Annotated in this window: 12 protein-coding genes; 1 reads left to right on the plus strand and 11 read right to left on the minus strand. The window is 65.7% G+C overall.

All coding sequences use genetic code 11. The annotated features are described in order from the left end of the window. Positions 1-95: 95 nt before the first annotated feature. The 7 genes from C8J43_RS13060 to C8J43_RS13090 form a co-directional block, all read right to left on the minus strand. Positions 96-1,721 (minus strand): DUF5597 domain-containing protein, encoded by a 1,626-nt coding sequence (locus tag C8J43_RS13060; protein ID WP_133031252.1) that lies wholly within the window; start codon positions 1,719-1,721, stop codon positions 96-98. Next, on the minus strand, positions 1,718-3,940 hold the full coding sequence (locus C8J43_RS13065) for a hypothetical protein (RefSeq protein ID WP_133031253.1): 2,223 nt from the start codon (positions 3,938-3,940) through the stop codon (positions 1,718-1,720). The genes C8J43_RS13060 and C8J43_RS13065 overlap by 4 nt, the downstream gene beginning before the upstream one ends. Continuing rightward, on the minus strand, positions 3,937-5,460 hold the full coding sequence (locus C8J43_RS13070; RefSeq protein WP_133031254.1) for a tryptophan halogenase family protein: 1,524 nt from the start codon (positions 5,458-5,460) through the stop codon (positions 3,937-3,939). Before C8J43_RS13070 ends, C8J43_RS13065 begins: the two co-directional genes overlap by 4 nt. Beyond that, positions 5,457-7,007 (minus strand): tryptophan halogenase family protein, encoded by a 1,551-nt coding sequence (locus tag C8J43_RS13075; protein ID WP_133031255.1) that lies wholly within the window; start codon positions 7,005-7,007, stop codon positions 5,457-5,459. The genes C8J43_RS13070 and C8J43_RS13075 overlap by 4 nt, the downstream gene beginning before the upstream one ends. A 55-nt stretch (positions 7,008-7,062) precedes the next feature. Further along, the gene (locus tag C8J43_RS13080; protein WP_165899622.1) at positions 7,063-9,951 is read right to left on the minus strand and encodes a TonB-dependent receptor; all 2,889 of its coding nucleotides are present in this window, start codon (positions 9,949-9,951) and stop codon (positions 7,063-7,065) included. Positions 9,952-11,161: 1,210 nt separating this feature from the next. Beyond that, on the minus strand, positions 11,162-12,502 hold the full coding sequence (locus C8J43_RS13085; RefSeq protein ID WP_133031257.1) for a S41 family peptidase: 1,341 nt from the start codon (positions 12,500-12,502) through the stop codon (positions 11,162-11,164). Between the two features lie 3 nt (positions 12,503-12,505). Further along, positions 12,506-12,994: a MarR family transcriptional regulator gene (locus C8J43_RS13090; RefSeq protein ID WP_133031258.1), complete on the minus strand. Its 489-nt coding sequence runs from the start codon at positions 12,992-12,994 to the stop codon at positions 12,506-12,508. 671 nt (positions 12,995-13,665) lie between these two features. On the opposite strand from C8J43_RS13090, the gene C8J43_RS13095 reads away from it, so the two are divergent. After that, positions 13,666-13,998 carry a hypothetical protein gene (locus C8J43_RS13095; RefSeq protein ID WP_133031259.1) on the plus strand — a complete coding sequence of 111 codons (333 nt, stop codon included), beginning with the start codon at positions 13,666-13,668 and terminating at the stop codon, positions 13,996-13,998. A 25-nt stretch (positions 13,999-14,023) separates the two neighbouring features. On the opposite strand, the gene C8J43_RS13100 is transcribed toward C8J43_RS13095, so the two are convergent. The 4 genes from C8J43_RS13100 to tssM are packed head-to-tail and all read right to left on the minus strand — an operon-like array spanning position 14,024 to position 20,716. Next, positions 14,024-15,916, minus strand: coding sequence for a serine/threonine-protein kinase (locus C8J43_RS13100; protein WP_133031260.1), 1,893 nt, complete (start codon positions 15,914-15,916; stop codon positions 14,024-14,026). Next, a complete protein-coding gene (locus tag C8J43_RS13105) occupies positions 15,913-16,683 on the minus strand; it encodes a protein phosphatase 2C domain-containing protein (protein WP_243645566.1) in 771 nt (256 codons plus the stop codon). Before C8J43_RS13105 ends, C8J43_RS13100 begins: the two co-directional genes overlap by 4 nt. Next, on the minus strand, positions 16,680-17,222 hold the full coding sequence (tagF, locus tag C8J43_RS13110) for a type VI secretion system-associated protein TagF (RefSeq protein ID WP_165899624.1): 543 nt from the start codon (positions 17,220-17,222) through the stop codon (positions 16,680-16,682). The genes C8J43_RS13105 and tagF overlap by 4 nt, the downstream gene beginning before the upstream one ends. Then, complete coding sequence (gene tssM / locus C8J43_RS13115; protein WP_133031262.1) at positions 17,219-20,716, minus strand: type VI secretion system membrane subunit TssM; 3,498 nt, start codon at positions 20,714-20,716, stop codon at positions 17,219-17,221. The genes tagF and tssM overlap by 4 nt, the downstream gene beginning before the upstream one ends. Positions 20,717-20,729 lie beyond the last annotated feature (13 nt).

Raw genomic sequence — 20,729 nt, forward strand, 5'->3', positions numbered from 1 at the left:
CTCTCCTTCGGCGGTAGACCCGCCGACTGGTATCGCTACCCTAAATGAAATTCTCGTCATGCAAAGGCCGCTTGCCGGCGGTTGTTTGCGGTCGCTCAGCGGTAATGGCCCATCGTCACCTTTAGCACTTGCGGCCTGTCGAGCAGATTGAGACCATAGTCGGTCTGGTCGCCGTTCCACACCCGCGCCATCACCCAGCGCCCGTTCTGGAAGCCGCCCTCCTCGACGCGCACCACCATGCCGCCGGCCTTGCCGTCGGCACCGTCGATGTTCACGCGGACATGGTCGCCGACCAGCAGGAACTCGTCGGCGGAGAGTTGCGCGACCGCGACGCCGCCGATCGGTTCGTTCGCCCAGGGCGCAGGCTCGGACTTGAGCCAGGTCCAGTCCTTCATTCCGAACTGCCACTCGCCCCAGCTCGCGCTGACCTTCCAGCCGCCCATTCTGGTCGAGACCATCGCGCCGTCGGCGGGCTTGGCGACGCCCCAGGTCGGCCGTTCGAACGCGATCCGCGCCCAGTCGCGCATGATCGAGCCGAACATCCGATAGGCGAGCGTCAACGGTTCGAGCGTCTTGTCGTCGAGATCGCGCGCGCCGAGCGGGTAGTTGAAATAGCCGGTGTCATCGAGGCCGAACGGCGAGTAGCCGATCGCGCCGCGCCCCATCGCCGGGTAGATGAAGCGATGGAATTCGCGCGCGTTGCCGATCTCGGGGACCATCAGCGCATTGTCGGGCCGCGCGTATTTGTCGAGATACTGGACGACGTTGCCGGCATCGCGATCGTAGATATCGGGCGCCTGGAAATCGATATGCGGTGCCGCCGCCTTCCAGATGTCGAGCACGTCCTGCTGCGGCCCACCGCTCGCGACGCCGTCGGGATCGGGCACGTTCGAGGGTCCCGACAGGCTGGCGTTGACGTACATCGGCAACGGCTTGACCGCCTTGCCCGCCGCCGCGATCGCGTCGACATAGGCGGCGACGTACCAGCTGTTGAACGCGCGATCGGCCTGCGCGCCGAACGCCTGCGCCCAGGTGCCGCGCTTGCCGGTCGCACGGGCGAGCGCGGTGGGAATGGTGTGCGCGAACAACGCGTTGCCGGTCGCCGAATAGTCGCGCGGATTGCGATAGCTGCCCGTCTCGTTCTCGGGCTGGACCAGGATTACGGTGTTCTGGCGATCATGGTCGCGCAGATATTCCATGACCTTGACGAACGCGCGGCGGTCCGCGTCGAGCGTCGCCTTGCCGTGCGCGCTGAGCACGCCGTGATCGCTGCCGTCGCGCGTCTTCATCCGCGGGAAGCGCCGGTTGTCGAGCTTCACCCAGTCGGGCGTGTACGCGAGACCAGTATTCTTCCACGTGCCGAACCACAGCAGCACCACCCGCTTGTCATGCCCCCGCGCCTGGTCGAGCAGCGCCTGGAGGAACGACAGGTCGAACTGTCCCTCGCGCGGCTCGACCTGCTGCCACGCGATCGGCACCTCGACTGTGTTGGCGCCGATCCGGTCGAGCACTGGCCACGCGGTCTTGAGCGCGTCGGGATAGTTGGTCGAATTGTTGACCTGCCCGCCCAGCAGCGTGAACGGCGCACCATCGACGATCAGCGCATGCCGGCCGTTCCGCGTCTCGATGTGCGGGACCGCCGTGGCCTGACCCGGCGCGGTCTGCGCAAGGACGGGATTCGCGACGCCCAGCGCCGCGAGAACGAGAAGTTGCCGGATCATTGAACCTCCTTGGGGTCGCCGTAGAACAGGCCGCGCCCGTCCGTGCCGAGATAGACGCGGCCCTCGCGCCGCGGATCGCCCGAGACGACGCGGTAGCGGCCACCCCAGCGATGATCGTCATCGTCGATCCGCGACCAGCTATGGCCGTCATCGACAGAGCGCCAGACCCCGCGCACGCCGTCACGCGTACCGACCGCAAAGACCGCGTCCTTGCCGAGGCCGTAGAGTTCGACGCTAAGCGCCTCGCTGGCAGGGACGAAACTGCTGCCATAGTCGACGCTGTGGAACAGGCGGTCGCCCGCCTGCAGCCACAGCGTTCCAGCGTGCCCCGGCACCGCCAGCAGCGCGCTCTGTGCTTCGCGCCCCTGCCGGCCGATCGCCCGAAGCTGCGCGGGCAGGCCGTGGCCGGCGACGGGCGCGAAACTGGCGGCGGCATCGCGCGACAGCAGCACCCGGCCGCGCTCGACATCGACCGCATAGAAGATCCGTGGGTCGCGCTTGTCGGCGACCGCCCGCGTCTTGCCCGACAGTCCGCGCACCGGCATCCAACTGCGGCCGCGGTCGCGCGTCACTTGCGGGATCGGAGTCGCGACCACCATCGTCGCCCCATCCGCCGACACCGTGATCGGCCAATCGCCGTTCAGGTCCTCGCGTCGGGCGGGCGTGCCCATCGGCGGCACGGTCACCATCGTCCAGCTCCGGCCGCCATCCTCCGAGCGCCCCAACGAGCCATCGCGCGGTCGGTCGAGATACAGGCTGCCGCTGCGCACGATCACGTTCGGCGCCATCCCGGCATAGTCGAGCGCGTTCGTGTTCGACATGTACGGGTTGACGAAGGTCGGCCGCGGCGACCGATCAAGGTCGTCGTGGACGAAGCCCGCCAGATCGCCGAAACCCGAGATCAGCGGCGCGCCACCGCTCGGCGACACGAGCGTGATGATCGCGGTCTGTTCGATGCCGCGAACCCAGGGCGCCCAGTTGATCGTCCCTGAATTGGTCGCATCTCGCGCCGCATAGACGGTCGCCCCGGTCGTATAGGCGATCCGCGCGGGATCGAACGGGTCGATCGCCAGTCCCGAGATCCAGTGCCCGAAATCCGCGCCCTTGCCCTCGTGCAGCAGGAACGGCGTCGCCGAAACGTCGCGCCGGCTGCGCGCCCCCAGATCGTCCCAGCTGCGGCCGTCGTCGTGGCTGATCCACACCGAGTCGCCATGGCGATAGCGATCGACCGTGCTGACCGCGACGGTCCCGGTCTGGCGTCTCGATACCGCGACGCCAAGAAACGCGCCTTCCGCACCGGTCGCACGCCAGGCGGCGGGGGTGACTTCGCGCCCGCGCCCGTCGGGGCCGTAGCGCCATACCGCCCCCGTCGCGATTCCGCTCGGTCCCAGACCGCTCGCATAGCCCACCCACAGCACGCCGCGGCGATCGATCACCCCCTTGCCGGCGAACAGCCGTGGCCCTTCTGCTGGATGCCACGTCAGTCCGGCGTCGTCGGATCGGTAGAGATTGGCCGTGCCGGGATCCGCTACGCCCGCCCACAGCCTGCGCGAACCCTCGCCCTGACGCCCGCTCGTCGGGTCGATCGCCACGAACGACACGCCGCCATGCGTTGTCCGCGAAGCCGGTTTGCCGAGCCCCGCGACCGGAAAACCGGCTACCTTCGCCCAGGTCGCGCCCGCATCGCTACTGCGCCACAGGCCGTCATGGCGCGATCCGAAGAACAGCGTCCGCGTCTGGTTGGGATCGACCGCGAGCCGTTCGCCCATGCCCCGGCCGTCCTCGTTGCCACCCATCGCGAACGGCACGGGGATAGTCCGCCACGAACGCCCGCGATCGGTCGACCGCAGGATCGCCGCGGGCTGGCGCGCGCCCACGCCCGCCGCCATGTAGACGATGTCGGCATTGCGGGGATCGGGCGCGATGCTCTCGATCCCCATATAGCTCGACGTCGCGGTGCCGTCCTGCAACGCCGACCAGCGCTGCGTCGCGTCGTCCCACCGGTACGCGCCGCCCATGTCCGTCCGCAGATAGGCGAGCCCGCGCTCGACCTCGCTGAACACGATATTCGGCGCGTAGCCGCCCGCTCCGACCGTCACGTTGGTCCAGCGATAGGGAACGGCATCCGGCGACCGGCTCCAGCCCGGCGCGGACACGATGATCAGCAGCGCCGTTGAGAGGCGTTGAAGGCCGCGACGTCGGGCGGCAATGCGGATCATGGCGCGATCGTCGCCGCACAATGCTGCGCGATGAACTGCTCGTGTGCCGGCATCGCGTCGGCGGTCTTGCCGATCATGTCGCGAACATGGTCCATGAACCGCGCGGACTCTTCGGGTGGCAGCGCGGCGACCAGCGGATCGGTCGACACCGGGCGCACCCCCTGCCCGAGCAGCACCGCGATCCAGCCATCGGGCGTGAACAGTTCGCCCTGTTCGCGGAACGTTCGTGCCTTGCCCGACCAGAGATCGAGCTTGGCTTGCAGCGTATCCGGGATCGTCATGGTCCGGCAGTGGTTCCAGAACGTCGAATCCGACCGCTCGGTCGCGTGATAGTGGAGGATGATGAAATCGCGGATCTGTGCATATTCGCGCAGCATCACGCGGTTATATTCGGCGATCTCGACATCGTCGAACCCGCGGTCCGGAAACAGCGCCATCAGCCGCGTGATACCCGACTGGATCAGATGGATGCTGGTCGATTCGAGCGGTTCCAGAAACCCGCCGGACAGTCCGATCGCAACGCAGTTCTTTTCCCACAACCGCTCGCGGCGACCAGCGACGAACCGCAACTGGCGCGGCTCCGCCAATGGCTTGCCGTCCAGCCCGGCGAGCAGCGCGCGCAGCGCGTCGTCGTCGTCGAGATGGTCGCTGGCATAGACATGGCCGTTGCCGACGCGGTGCTGGAGCGGGATCCGCCACCGCCAGCCGGCCGTCTCGGCGGTGGCGCGGGTGTACGGCGTCAGCGTCCCCTGTCGCTCGCTCGGCACCGCCCAGGCGCGATCGCACGGCAGCCAATGCTGCCAGCTCGTGAACGGCACCCCCAGCGCATCGCCGAGCAGCAACGACCGGAACCCGCTGCAGTCGATGAACAGCTCGCCGTCGATGCGGCGATCGCCGTCGAGCCGCAAACCGGTGATGAAGCCCGACTCGGCATCGCGGTCGACCGCCGCTACGCGTCCCTCGACGCGCACGACGCCCGCTTCTTCGGCCATTCCGCGCAGAAACTTCGCGTACAGCGCGGCGTCGAAATGAAACGCATAGGACAGTGTCGACAGCACCGATTGCGGATTGCTCGCCGGGCGCGTGAACCGCCCTTTCCGCGCGGCGACCGCGGACAGGCAATAATCGCCGATCGGGCCCGGATCGCCGCCAAGGTTCGCCTGCCGCAACCACAGCTGATGGAACGAGACGCCCTCGATATCGCGGCCATGCGTACCGAACGGATGCAGATAGGAATCGCCCAGCCGCCGCCAGTCGCGAAATTCGATCCCCAGCTTGAACGTCGCGCCGGTCGCGCGGACGAGCGCGTCCTCGTCGATCCCGAGCATCCGGTTGTAATCGCGCAGCGACGGGATCGTCGCCTCGCCGACCCCGACCGTGCCGATCTCCTCGGATTCGACCAGCGTCACCGCGACACCGGTCGCGACCAGGCGCGACAACGCGGCGGCGGTCATCCATCCGGCGGTCCCGCCACCGACGATCACGACCTTGGTGATGCGCGCCGCCGGCGTACCGGTCATGCGGGCGCCCGCGCGCCGAAACGATGCGTCTGCGCATAATCGACCAGCGTACGGTTCGACGGCAGGTTCGCGATCGCATACTGCGCCTGTCGCTGCACCTCGGCGAACGCGCGCCGCGCATCGTCGGGATAGCGCAACGCCCCCGCTTTCGCGCTCAGGTCGGTCTTCCAGCCCATGCCGTAAAGCACATATTGCCAGCTCGCGTCGGTGAAGATGTCGACCTGCCCGTCGATGTCGAGCTCGTTGGGCGGTCGAAACCGCCAGCGGTCGAGCAGTTCGAGCAGGCTATCCGGCACCGACGAATCCGCCACGTTGTCGCGCCAGAACGCCGTGTCGCGACGTTCCGAGATGCAGTAATGCAGCTTGATGAAATCGAGCGCGCGTTCGTAGCGGCGCAGCATGTTCGCGTTGAACTGCCGCGCGGACGTTTCGTAATCGCCGCCCCAGGGGAACAGGTTGGCGATCATCCCCGCCGACACCTCGGCAAACGCGATCCCGGTCGCCTCGAGAGGCTCGAAGAACCCGCTCGACAGCCCCACCGCGACGCAGTTCTTGTACCAGTTGACCTCGCGGTAGCCCGCATCGAACTTGAAATGGCGCACGTCGGCCTCGTCGCCGCCGTCGCCCAGATAGCCGCGCAACACCCGCTCGGCGGTCTCGTCGTCGCTGTGATCCGACGAATAGACGTGACCGATACCGCGCCGGCGATCGAGGCCGATATCCCAGATCCAGCCCGCTTCCTGGGCGGTCGAAATGGTGAACGACGCGATCGGCTCATCCCGCCGCGCATAGGGCAGCTGCGCGGTGATCGCGCGGTTGCAGAACAGCACGTCGCGACACGATCGGTACGGTATCTTCATCGCCTTGCCGATCAGTTCGGCGCGAAACCCAGTGCAATCGATGTAGAGATCGGCGTCGAGCAGACCGTTCTGCTCTGTCCGCACCCCGCCGATCGCACCATCGGTATCGAGCAGCACTTCGGTGACGGTATCGGTCAGGTGCCGCACGCCGTTCTTCACGCCCTGCTCGCGCAGCAGCCCGGCGAGCGCCACCGCATCGAAATGGAACGCGTAGTTGAGCGGCCCGACATAATCCGGGTTGGTTGCCAGTTTCGGCGCCCGCATCTGGTCCGCGGCTTTCTTCTGCGGGTTGGAAACCTCGTCCCAATTGTCCGGACCGCCATAGCCGAGCAACCAGTAGGGCAGCAGATCCAGCCCGTCGCTCGCATCCGCGATCTGGAAGGGATGCAGGTAATGATCGGTACGACCTTTGCCGGGCTCATGGCGCCAATGGACGAATTTCGCCCCCTGCTTGAACGTCGCACCGCAGCGACGGACCAGTTCGGCCTCGTCGATACCGATCGTCGCCAAGGTCCGCCGAATGGTCGGGAACGTCCCCTCGCCCACCCCGAGAATGCCGATATCGCGCGACTCGACGAGCGTGATCGAGACCCCGCCCGCAAGATCGGCACCGAGACGCTTGGCCAGATAGCCGGCGGTCAGCCACCCGGCGGTACCGCCGCCGACGATCAGGATTCGCTTGCGCATCGCGGCCTCCGCTCGATCGCCGGCCGACCTCGCGTCGACCGGCGATGCATCATCGTCAGAAGGCGAGGTTGATACCGGTGCTGATCCGGCGATCAGCCTGGAACCAGCTCCGGCCAACCAGTTCGCCACCGGGATAGCCGCCCATCAGCGTACGCTGGGTGGACGCGGTCAGGTTGGTACCCTGCACGCCGAACGAGAACTGGTCGTTCACCTTGAAGCGAATACCGGCATCGATCGACCCGTAGTTGCCACCATAGATCGGCAGCGCGATCTGGGTCGAGGCATCGGCGCCGCCGTCCTGGTTGCTGACGACACCCGGCGCACTGTAATAGGTGTAGGTGCCGTTCGTGCCGTTGCTGTTCGTCGACAGCAGATACCGCGAGCGCCACGAATAGGCGATGCGCAGCGAGATCGGGTTGCGCTCGTAGAGCAACGTCGCGTTCAGATTGTGCTTCGACAGCCCCACCAACGGCGCATCGTTCCTGACGGTACCGGTGATATCGCGATAGGCGTCGCCCGGATTGCTGCTCTTGATGAACGTGTAGTTGCCCTCGAAGCCGATCCCGGCAAGCGCACCCGGCAGCATGTCGAAGAAGAAACGACCGCCGACCTCGACGCCCTTGACGGTCGCCGCCTTGGTCGAGTTGCTGTAGTCGGTGGCCGACGCCGAGACGTTTTCCGTCGTGCCGTCGGTGAACTGGACCGTCACCTGCCGGGTGGTCAGCGCGTAGATCGGCAGGTTGGTCAGCCGCTTGAAGAACGGTGCGACGTGGAACGACGTCCCCGCGCGACCGTAATACTCGAGCGAAACGTCGAAATTGTTCGACAGGGTCGGCTTGAGCAACGGATTGCCGGTGTCCGCGGTGAAGTTGTTGAACGTCCCGAACCCGCCCGGAGTCTGGCTAGCGGTCGTCGCTACGCCGACCGAACCGGAGGCCCGCAACGCGTTGAAGGTCGGCAAATCCATCGTGATATTGTACCCGCCGCGGAGCTTGATCTTGTCCGTCGGCGAAAATTCGAGATTGATCGACGGCAGGACGCGCGTGAAATCGGCCTTGCCGCCGCGCGCGAGGAAGGTGTTCGCCAGCGTCTGCTGAACGCCGTTGCGGATGAAGACGGTCCCGCCGTTCTGCTGGATGAAGCCGCTACCCTGGTTCTCGATATGCACGACACGGACGCCGACGTTGCCGGAAATGCCACGCGCGCCCTCCTCTGGTCCGAAGCGAAGCAGCGCATAGCCCGCGATATTCTCGGTGCGATTATCGACCTGATCGCCCGGCAGGACGAAACCGACCGGCCGGATCCCGGACAGCCCGCCATAGCCGGTGACCGGCAGGGGACCTGCAGCCGAGCAGTCGGATTCGATACCCGTGCAGAAGCCGGCAGGCGGCGACTGGACCAGTCCGGTACGGTTGACGTTGAACCGCGAGGCAAGATCCTGCGATGCGAACATAAGATTGCCCGGCAGCGTCGTGTTGCCGCGGAAGAAGTCCTTGAACGCGTGGCTGGCGACATCGCCCGGCGCCGCGTTGGCGTAGGTCAGCTGCGGATCGCCGTTCCAGCCGCGGCCGAGCGCAGTCCAGTTATAGCCGTTCGCCAGATCGCGCTCGGTGCGCTTGGCGTAGCGGCCACCGACCTTGACCGACCGGAAGAAGCTGTTGTCGAACGTGTATTCGGCATCGAGCTGACCGGCATCGAGACGCCCCTTGTTCCGCTCGTTGTGCGGCATCGACGCCGTCCAGAGATAGTTCGCCGGGTCGGCGAACGAGGCCTGCGTCGCCGGATTGACGCTGATCTGCGGCAGATCGCCTGTCAGGTCCATGCCGAAGCTCTGGCCGAAGCCGATATCGCGGAAGATGTCGATGCGATCGTAGATCTGGCGGGAATCGACGCGCTGCAGCGAGCCCTTCAGCGACAAATGGCTGTCGACCGGCGCCCAGGCGAACGACAGCGAGTAATCGCGCGTCCGCGTGTTGCTCTGAACGAAGCCCTTGTTGCCGCTGCTGTTGACCGCACCGCCGGTCGGCGCGAACGTGCCCGTGTCGCGATTGAACAGCGCGTTCGTCTTCGTCAGCAGGCCGTTGCTGTCGAAACTGCTGCTCGACGGATCGACCGCCAGTGTCTGCGAATCGAGCTGCGTGCCGTAGTCGCTCGACTGACTCTTGTAGCGCGACTGGAAGAAGCTGCCGGTGAAGGTCAGCGACTCGGCCGGCTGCCACTGCGCCGCGCCGTAGATGCCGTAGCGCTTGTACTGGAACGCCTCGTCGCCATACGCGAAGCCGCTCGGGACGTACTTGCTGCTGCCGTCGCTGAGCGTCGTCTTGAAATACGGGCTGACGCGGAGGAATTGCGACAGCGAGCTGAACTGGCTGAACGCGACGTCGCCGAGCAGGCCGATCCGGCCGATCGGCGTCTCGAACGAGTCGGTGACCAGCACCGAGCCCGACGGATCGGCCTTGTTGGCCATGTCGCCGAGCGCGAGTTCGCCGGTGCCCGCGACGTGGAACTTGCCGTTGAAGTCGAACGGCAGCTTGGTGCGCAGATCGATCTGGCCGCCGGTGCCGCCTTCGATCAGATCCGCCGTCGATGCCTTGTAGACATCGACTGCCGACATGAGCTCGGGGGTGACGTCGCTCCACAGGATCGCCCGGCCGTTGTTCGCGCTGAAGATCTCGCGGCCGTTCAGGCGCGATGCAACGCCGGTCAGTCCGCGCACCTGCACGCCGGAACCCTGAACCGAATAGTGATCGGGATCGCCGAGCGCGGCGAAACGCACGATCGACACGCCCGAAACGCGCTGCAGGACTTCGGTAATCGAATTGTCAGGCAACTTGCCCGCATCGTCGGCGACAACCGAATCGACGATCGTCTCGCTCCGACGTTTCCGTTCGTCGGCAGCTTCGAGCGCGGCGCGGCGACCGGTAACGACAATATCGCCACCCATTTGATCAGCCGCCGGATCGCCAGGGGCATGTTCCGGTGCCGCCGCTTGGGTTGTGTCAGGCGATATGGCCTGCGTCTCAGCCTGGGCCCAGGCATTTCCACTAAAGCCGGCAGCGATCAGTGCCGCTGCGGATACGCCAGCACGCATCGCAACCATGGCATTCCCGCGGCGATGCGAACCGATAACAAACATGTTCATAGAACCCTCCCCTATGCACGACACGTTTTTACGCATCGCCCCCAGCAAGCCGCACCTTATTGTGGTGCTACTTCGCCAGCGTGGTAGCCTTACCATGATTGTACGACAATTGAAAAATTCGTTATTTTTTTGATGGTTGCCTTATGACGAGACGGGATAACCAGACGGGCCTCTCCTGCGCCGGGAGACTGTGAAGATTGGGCGCAAAAGCGCTACCAGTGCGGGTCGCCTCTGACCGGTATGAAGGTGCGGGGACTGCTCCAGTAGGATGGCGACCGTCCAAGTATCGGCGCCCCGTCGGTCCGGTCTACTGCCCGCCGTTTCGTCACGCGCGCGCTCGCCGACGCCAGGCTGCGCAAGTCCACGCCTTCAGACGGATTTAGAGTCGATAGTTCACCAAATCGATTCTCGATTAAGGACTATCACAAACCAACGATTGCCGTTTCGACAAGCGGAGAGCCGATTAGGTGGAAGCTCTGGGACAGTCAGGTTTTTAGGTATCGGTAAAAGCAAACGGTAAAACGGTTCGCTAACGTTCCGTGCAGCCAATAACGAGCCGACGACAGCGTGAGCCGACAGCGAACGGACCACAGTGCACCATAGTCTTGGACGATATTTGATCGCGGAGATTACCATCACTAGTCAACAGATTTATAAATTAGCTATCTACACGACATCGCATGGTCTAGCTAGATAATGGTATTTCAATAGATTACCCATTAATTGCATTTTGGTTTGTTGATGTAAGATTAGTACATAAATTCCGTCTATTTCTAACAACCGGATTGGACGTTGCGATCATAGGCCATTGACTTGGGATGATATGCAGCTTTGCTTCTGATTTGAGATGACCGGTGAACTATTCGCAAATAAGATCAGGTGCAGATCTTGCATTACATTATTTTTGGCAACAACATGGCTGGCGGAAAAAAGCAGCGTTCCATGTCATTCGCAATAAACACGCCATTCCCAACCATCCTTCCAGCTTCGGAGAAAAGGCTTAGCGTCAAACTTACTTGCTAGGATCAGGACCGATGAGGTCAATGAACCTCCCGTCTGAGTCGAGCATGATCCCGACGAGAAGGGTGCGATCGGGATAGACGAGCGTAAACTCGTCGAACCCGAACCCATCGGGCCGTCGAAAGCGGATGGCCTGCGGAACGGCGAGCGGTTGCAGGCGGCGGTGCGTGGCCGCCAGCGCCGCGCGGCCTGCCTCTGAGGCGTCCGGTTTCATCAACGTGAAATCAGCCTCAGGCGCGGTACGGCCGGCTAAGAGGCGGCGCAGCATCGCCTCCCCGCCCTTGAGCGCCACGGTCCGCGGCGCGAAGACTGAGACGGGGGACGCCGCTTCGATCGTAGCGGCAGCGGGCACTTGGCCCAGGCGGCGTAGCGTCGTGGCGAGCGCATCCGCGGCGGGGACCTTGAGATCGGGCTGCACGCCACGTCCTTCCCAGTTCGATCCGGTAACGGGGCTCTCCGCGCGACCGGTCGGGATAAACGCCATGACACCGTGTCCAATGGAAACACGCTCCCCGGGGTTCGCGCCGCCACCGGTCACCTCGCCGACCACGGTGCCGAGCTTCAGCGTCTGCATGTCGTAGGCGAGCTCCTCGCCGCCCGAAAAAGTATTGCTGCTCGTAAGGACATAGGCAGGCACACCGGCGAAGCTGACCGGGGTCGACTCGTTGAAGAAGTAATCGCGCCTGAGCTCAGTGGTCCCTGCCTTGCGCTCAACAATGCTGTTGATCTTGGTCCGCTTGCCCGCAGAAAGAAGATAGCTGACCAGGTAGCTTACCGATGCTGGATCTCCGCCACCGTTGCCGCGCATGCCGAGGATCAAGGCGCGACTGCCCTTCAACCCCGCCATCGCGCGGTCGAGCGCTGGTTTGAACGCCCAGGGGTTGGCGAACCCGTCGATTTGGAGATAGCCGATCCTGCCGGGCAGCCGATCAGCGCGGACGATCCCGGCCTCGCCGGCTGGCATCGACGCAACGCTCGACGCTGGCCGGTTCGTTGTGTCGAACAACATCAGATGTTTGTCTGTCATGACGCCGCGGAGGTACTCGGTCAGCCGCGTGGCGAACGCGGGCAGATCCACAATCCGATCGTAAGCTCCCGAGGCTGCGGCGGTGGTGATCGCGGCGGCCCCCTTCTCGCCGACAACCGGATATATGTATCTGCTGCGCAACTCGGTCGACAAGCGCGCCACGATCGATGTGCGAGCGGCCGCGTCGAGATCCGAAGTCCCTGCAGGCGTGGCCGAAGCCGTAGCCGTTTGAGCGCCGGCAGACGGTGGCACGGTCAAAGCTAACAAAGGGAGGAGCATAATGAGGGCATGGCGACGGGGGAACATCGATTACTCCTTGGTCGATTTGAGAGCGGCGAGGCGCATTGGGATTGATGACGCATCAAGCTGGGCGTCAAAGCGATCGAGGACTGAGATCAGAGAAGCGTCGATGTCCGCGAACAGGCCATCGAACAGGGCGTTGAGGTCCGCGTTGAAAGCGCTGAGCGCGGCAGCCTCGTGACGTGCCTTGTCCGTCGGGGTTAAGACCCGTCGCCGGCCATCGGACGGATCAGCGTTGATCTCGACCAAGCCTCGCTCTTGGAATTCCCGTGCCATGCGAACGATAAGCGGGTGAGACAATCGCAGGCGTCGCGAGATTTCTACCACCCCGATCTGTTGGTGCTCAACGATCAGCAACAACATTGAAGCGCCGCGCGGTGGAACGTCGAGTCCTAGCTGGAGAAGGACTCCGCTTATCTGATCGACGATACGGTCCGATGAGCGGCGCAGCCGATGCGCTAGGAATGCGCTTCCGTGTGACTCGATGTAGTCGGCCACAATGAAAGAGTGTTCAGTAACAGGTTACGTGTCAAGTTACGTATGTGGCATCGTGAAGGCCATCCGCCACTGCCTGCTTTCGTTATAAAGTTCCAATATCGAACGGCACTTCACGTGCCGGAGCTTTTTTCGAAAAGAAATCTATTGCGGAACAGTTTCTTCGGCGATCGCACGGAATGCCGAGCGGGGCACCTGCTTTCCCAAATCTGTTCCCAACTGCAATTTCCCGAAACGGCCTGTCCGATCCGGAGAAACGACAAAGATCGCGCTTAATGAATGGCCGTTATTCGGGAGCTAGGATCGTCAGCTTGGACGTCCAAGTGTGAACAGCGTGCCCTGCACTACGGCTTCTGGCCCGTCGAACCACGACCGGGCGCTCGGAGGCCATATCGCCTCTCCAACTTCGGACGCCTGTTAATGTGAAGTCGATACGTTGCGTTGAGCATTGATTACTATCACAGAGTCAACTCAAATGAGAATCAGGTAACTTTTTCCGATCAAGTTAGTCTGTCGCTGGTAGCACCCGCGATTTAGTGGACACTGAATGACGTATGGGTTATTCGACGATTTTCGTCATAACATGTAGGGGCACGATCGCGTCGGGTACCTTACATCAAACGGTTGAGACTGCTGAAAGACGGCCAGTGCAGACGGTACGTAGATATGAAATTATGTCGATCGTGAAGATATACAGACCTCCGGGCCACCGCCATAAAGTTCTTTTACATCCGCGATTTTCCGAAGTTGGCGATTTCTTCCGCCCTGATCAGCAGCATGGCTGGAATGATCTAATTTCACGGTATTGTGGATTCCAAGGCCGCGCTGGCGTGCTTGGAAGGTTGCTTGACCCTTTAGTTGTGACCGGGCGCACCCGTATTCTGACGCTAGTCACATGGCTTGGGCAACAATCGTCCCACAATCCGATCAACCGCTTCGAAGACCGCGAATACGGCACGGACATCTGGATGTCAGCGCTGATCCTGTCCACCCGGTATCGGCGTTAAACGGCGCCGCAGAATCGTTCCGTCGTCAGTCGTTCTGCTCGTCGATCGATTTGAACCAGACCATATCGGCCTGCCAGCCGCGTTCGGCGGCGAGCGAGACGAGGCGGTCGCGCCAGTCTGCGCCGCGAGCACCAAGGGGCGGCGCGACGACCGCCGGGTCGAACGGCGCGCGGCCGGTGATCAGCAGCAGACCCGACCAGCCCTGATGGTCGAGATCGATCTGGAGCCGATACGTGTCACCGCCGAGATCGGTGATCGGCACGCCGTTGCGCGAACTCGCGAGTTGCGCGCGGAACGCGGCGCGATCGGGGATCAGCATGTCGATCTTGCCCGAGGGTTCGAGCCCGACGAGCGTGAAATCGGTTTTGGGATCGCGCACCGCGACCTTAACGATCGCACTGGCGGCACTCGTCCCGGCATAGGCGGAGTCGCCCGTCTGGCGGCGCATCTCGAACTTGCGTTGCGCGACCGACAGCCGCGTGTCGTCGGGGGCGCCGATCTGGCGATAGGCGTCGAGCGCGGCGCACCCCGCTGGCGTGATCGGCGCGACCTCCGAAAAATCCAGCACGGCCCCCTTGCCGCCCTGCGACGCCAGCGCGTGGCTGATCTCGGCCTGCGCGGCGGACGGGTTGCCGGCGACCCCGGTGAGCGCGATCTGCGGCTGGTCGCGACCCTGCGTCACGCTGACGATCCGCAGCCACGTACAGCTGACCGACGGCAGCGCCGAGGCGACCGCACTGCGGACGTCTTCGATGCCGTCCATCGCGGGCTTGGCGGTTGCCACAGACGCGGTCGCCGGGGTCGAGCGATGACGCGTGGCATAGACGACCAGCGATGCCAGCAGGATGACGGCGACGGTCCCCAGGGCGATCCAGCGCAAGGGGAAGGTCGCCGGTTTTTCGACCGGTACCGGCACCGCCTCGATCTTCGCGATCTCCGCCAGCACCTCGACCATCGAGCCGATCCGTGCGGTCGGATCGGCCTTCGTCATGCGGGCGAGCAGTGGCCGCAATACCTCCGGCGCAGGCGACAGGTCCGGCCCCGCCCGCCGCTTGTCGACCGCATCGACCAGCGACCCGCCGAGCCCGACGTCACGCCCCGCCGCCACCGCCAGAATCACCAGTGCGAGGCTGTAGACGTCGGTCCAAGGCCCGAGCCGGCGATCGAAGTCGCCAAGCTGCTCGGGCGCGACATAGCCGAGCTTGCCCGCGAACCCGTCGCCGACGATCGTCGCGGTGCCGGGATCGAGATCCTTGGCGATCCCGAAATCGATGATCTTCGCGCGCGCCAGGTCGCCGCCGCCGAGCAGGATGTTGTCGGGCGAGATATCCCGGTGAATCGCGCCGAGCGCATGCGCCGCCTGAAGCCCCGATGCGAGCCGCCGCAGCAACGCCACGAGCGCTTCGGGCGAGGCCTCCACGGTCTTCAGCACATCCGACAAATTGGTGCCGTCGATATATTCGGTGACGATGTAGAGCACGCCGAGCTGCGGCTCCTGCGCCAGCACGCGGTACTGCACGACCGCCTCGTGATGGAGATGCGTCAGCGTCCGCGCCTCGCGACGGAACAGCGTGATGACGTTCTCGTCGGCGGCAAGCGCGGGCAGCATCACCTTGATCGCGACGCGCTCGTCGGTGATGACGTTGGCGCCCTCGAACACCTCGCCCATGCCGCCGCGCGCGATGAAGCGCTTCACCTCGAAGATGTGGTTGAGGACATCGCCGACCTCGATGCCCCGTGCCGCCACGCGCGGCGCGATCGGGGGGAGCGGCGGTGTCGCCGATCCGGCTTCGAAGACGGTGGCTTGGTCGGGCTGCTGCGGCACGAAGACGGTGCGGCCATCATCGACAGGACTGCCATCGATCGGGCCATCATCGATCGGGCGGCGATCGATCGGCGGGTCGTTCTCGTCGGTCACGCGAAGCCCCCCGGCATCGGCGACAGCGACAACAGCGTCGGCTCGCCCGTGGTCACGACGATCACCGTGACGTTGTCGGGCGCACCGCGCTCCAGCGTCAGCGCGATCAACCGGTCGCGGATCGCCGCCTTGCCGTCGGCCGCAGCAAGCATCGCGGTCAGCTCGGGATCGCTCACCTGCCCGGTCAGCCCGTCGCTGCACAGCAGGAACACGTCGCCCGCCTCCGCCGCGTCGACCACGACATCGACCTCGAGCGTCGCGGTGACGCCGACCGCGCGCGCCAGCACGTGCGACCGCGGATGCGCGGCGGCCTCGTGTGGTTCGAGCAGGCCGCGGTCGACCATCTCCTGCACCTGCGTGTGATCACGCGTAAGTTGATAGAGGACGCCCCCGCGCAACAGATAGGCGCGGCTGTCGCCGACCCAGACCACGCCGAACCGACCGTCGCGCACCAGCAAGGCGGCGACCGTGGTGCCCATCTGCTGCCCGCGCGCCTGCGCCTCCGCCCAGATCCGCGCATTGCCCGCATGGATCGCCGCCGCGATCTCCCGACAGGCCTCGTCGAAATCGTCGGGGAGCGCAGCGTCCGCCAGCGCCTTGGTCAGGACCTGCGACGCCCAGTCGCCATGCGCATGTCCCCCCATCCCGTCGGCGACCGCCCACACGCCGTCTGCGCCGCGATCGCAGAAGCTGTCTTCGTTGGCGCGGCGGACCATGCCGACGTGCGATGCGGCGACGCCTTCGGTGCGCAACGTGCGGCCGTTCACGACGCAACCGTCGACATGTCGGGGGGCGATATGGCGGGGGTCAGCATCGCCGGGATCAGGTCGGCCGGATACGCCGCCGACCGCTCACCGGGCGCGAACGCCTCGCCACCCAACGTCCACCACCGGCAGGATCGTTCCGCCGGCTCCCGAGCGACCGCGAGCAATTCCGCCTGCTCGACCAGCGCGTCGGCGGTCCAGCCCCCGGCGATCGCGTCGTACAGCAAGCCCTCGCACGCCTCCGCTACCGCCGCGTCCGCCGCTCCCGTCACCCCGACGAATACCGGAAAACGCCGCCCGACAGCATCCTGCGACGCCGCGAGCGCACCCGACAGGCCACCTTCGACGACGTCGAGGACGCAGCGCCACGGCGGCGCGCTGTCGAACCGCTCTTCGAACGCCGCACCGTGCACCGTCCGCGCGTCGGCCAGCGACGTCGACAGCCAGGCATCGAGCGCCTCACGCTCGTCCGCACGCCAGCCACGCGACACGAAGTCGCCATGCGCGGGCAGCTTGCCAAACAATCGCGCGGGCCCCGTCACAGCGCACCGGGGCAGCGGAACGACCACAGGCCACCGCGGCTGAACGGGTTGCGGTCGCTCGGCAGGCCGACCAGCAACGTCGCCGCACCGCCGCCGTCGCCGAACCGCGCCTTGATCGCCCGCTGCCCGGCATTCTGCTTGTCGGCCTTGTCCATCACCCGGAATAGCGCCCAGGGGCCCTCGGCGTTCCAATGCGCGATCTCGGCGCCTGGCTTCGGTTCGCTGGTCGGGTCGGTCTGCGCCGGCCCGGGGCGATACAGGACCACCGACGCTTCGGGCAGGCCACCGCTGGCGGACCACAGCAACGGCTTGGCGCCGTTGATCGACGGCGTGAAGCGATAGCGCGTGCCGCCGCTCGCCACTTCGACCATGCCGACGTCGCTGCCGAAGCTCGCGACGGAAATCTTGATCGGCAATCCGCCGACGAGCAGATCGCGCAGTTGCCCCGCCTTGGCGAACGCCTCCGGGCTCGACGGGTTGAGCGACGCGGTGATCGGGTCCTCGCTGCGCCAGCGCCAGACGGGACCATCGGTCTGCATCAACGCCTTCAGCCGCGTCTGGACGAAGCCGTCGATGACGCCGCCCATCCCGAACACGCGCAACGCATCAACCATCGACGCATCCTGCGCCGACGCCGCGAAGAAAGGGTAGTGCTCCTGGGCAACCTCCTTGCAGGCCGGCAGGACGGTCTGCGCATAGGCATCCGCGATCGCGCCCTTCGCCGCGCCGATCTGCGCCGACGCGCCACCGCCGGTCGCGCTCGAGACGAACCCCTGCAACTGCGGCGGCGCGCCGGCCGCGGCGGCCTTCACCGACGCCATCGCCGTCGCCATGCCCGCCTGCGTGGCATCCGCACCGCCGCCGCCGCCGACCGACTGCGCGGCCATCACCGCCTGCCCCGCCTCTTTCAGCGCCGCGACGAACTCGTCGACCGGTGCCGATCCGCGTCCGTCCCCGGCATAATCCTGAAGCGGCTGGAAATACGCGGCGATCTCCTCGCCCGCATCGATCCCGGATGCCCGGTCGCGGTTCGCTTCCTGCGCGAAGCGCCCCAGGCGCGATCGGTTCAGGCCATAGCGGGTCGCCCGCGCCAGCCCCGCCTTAGCACCGCCCTCGAAGATGGTGTTCTTGCGCAGTTCGAGCAGCACGCGCTTCAGCGGCGACGGACTCTTGGTGAACGCCCCGAACGCGACCGGATCGCGGAAATACGGGCCGGGCTGCAACGTCTTCAGCACGCCTTCCCACGCGGCGATATAGTCCTTGGCATAGAGACCCGCGACACCCGGTCGGACGTTGCTCATCTCGTCGCGGACGCCGCCGTTGCCGGCATCGCCACCCAGCACCCACAGGTCGCGCTTCAGGTCCTGCTGCACCGTGGCCAGCCCGACCATGTAGGCACGCTCATATCCGGCGCGCGTGAAGAAATACGGGATGCGCGCGGTCAGCACCTGCTTGGGATTGGCAAACGCGAGCGCGTCGCCCTGCGAGAGGATGTTGGCCATCTCCCACGGCGCGCCGGCGCTCGCCGCCTTCTGCCGCAGCACCGCATAGGCGCGATCGGCGAGCGACAGCGTCTGCACCGCCGCACGTGCCTGCGCGACGAGCGCACCGTCGAGTGGCGGCTTCCGGTTCGGCCAGACGCTCGCCATGTCGGTATCGCCGAGCAGCGCATCGAGATGCTGCGCCAACTGGTCGCGCTCGCCCTGGCTGTCCGCCCCCGGATAGACCTGAGTCGCCCAGTCGTTCGTCACCCAGGCGCGCACCGTCTTGGCATCCATCGGGCCCTGCTGGCCGAGCATCAGATACACTTTGAGCGGTTCGTACAGCCGCATCGGATCGGCGCCGTCGGTGCGCATTGCCGTCTCCAGCCGCAGCAGCAGCCGCGGCAGCAACACGCGGCGGAGGGCCTCGCGGTAGGTCTCCTCAGCCTCGCGGCTGAGGCTCGACTGATACAAGCCGAAGGTCATCGCGAGCGGCGGCCCGCCGGCGACGCGCGCAGCGTATCCGCGGGGCAGCGCGCGCAACGCGTTCAGCCCCGGCAGCGCCGCGCGCAGGTCGGCATCGCCGTCGCGGACCTGCCGAAGATCGACGCCGGCGTCGCGGAGTTGGGCCTCGGCGGTCCCCGCCTTGGTCGCGAGATCGGCCTGGAAACTGCGATTGCGCGCATAGCTCACGCCCCATGCGACGAGCACCAGCGCGACCGCGATCCCCAGCCCGGCGATCGTACCGATCAGGCGGCTGCGCATCCGCGCCTTGGCCCGCGGGTCGGTGCTGACCAGCCCCGCCTCGGGGAACATCACCTCGCCGAGCAACCGGTTGAGGAAATATGCGCGCCCGCTCGATCCCGATGCGGCGGCGGACTGGTCGTAGACCTCGGCCATGCTCGCCATGATCCGGTCGAGCGGCGCGCCCTCCTGCAACCCGCTCGTCAGATAGAAGCCGCGCAGCACGCCGCCGGGCTCGTCGCCCGAGACGAACGCCCCGTCGAGGAACCGCATCAGTCGTGCCCGCAGCGAGCGCATCTGCGCGGGCAGCCCGAGCATCAGCGCACGGCGGCGCGGGTCGCTCTCGTCGAACAGCCGCTTGGCCTGGCGGTCGGCGATCGCCTGCGCGATTTCGTCGAACGCCTTTGCCAGCGTCTCGGCATTCGCGCGGCCGTCACCGAAGGTGAGCGTGCTGCCGAGCACCGCCCGCCGGCCCTCGACATCGAGATCGTCGAAGAATTCGGTGAAGCCCGCCAGCAGATCGGCCTTGGTCAGCACCACATAGACCGGCGCCGCGACCTCCAGCGTCCGTCGCAGCTCGACCAGCCGACGGCGGACGGCGCGCGCGTGCGCATCGATCTTCGCGCAATCGCTGCGGACCAGCTCGTCGATGCCGATCGCGACCATGACGCCGTTGATCGGCTGGAGCGGGCGATGTTTCCGCAACAGCGACAGGAACGCGTTCCACCCGGCGGAATCGACCGCATGGTCCGAATCCTGCGTCGTGTAGCGCCCCGCGGTGTCGACCAGTACGGCCTCGTCGGCGAACCAGAAATCGAGATTGCGCGTCCCGCCGACGCCGCGCACCGCTTGTTCGACGAACGGAAAGCGCAAGCCCGAATTGAGCAACGCGGTGGTCTTGCCCGATCCCGGCGGGCCGATGATCACGTACCATGGCTGTTTATAAAGATAGTCGCGCCGCTTGCCGGCCGCGCCCTTCAGCCGTGACAGCGCCTCGGTCATCCGCTGGCCGAGCGCCTTGCCTTCCTCGTCGACCGCGTTGGGACCCGCGAGTTCGGCGGCGATAGCATCCGCCGCGCGCCGCGTCCGCCGCCGCCGCAGGAACGCCGCGAGGCCCCAGATCAGCGCGACCCCGACGACGCACGCGATGCGCACCCAACGCGGCCGCATCGCGCTCACGAACAGCGGCAAGCCGAACGCGAGCAACGCCGCGAGCAGCACCGCACAGGTGATCGTCACCGCCCACCAATTGCCAAAAAAGCGCCGCATCACTGGATATCCT

Origin of the sequence: Sphingomonas sp. PP-CE-1G-424 (genome assembly GCF_004341085.1) — a bacterium.
Lineage (GTDB): Bacteria > Pseudomonadota > Alphaproteobacteria > Sphingomonadales > Sphingomonadaceae > Sphingomonas.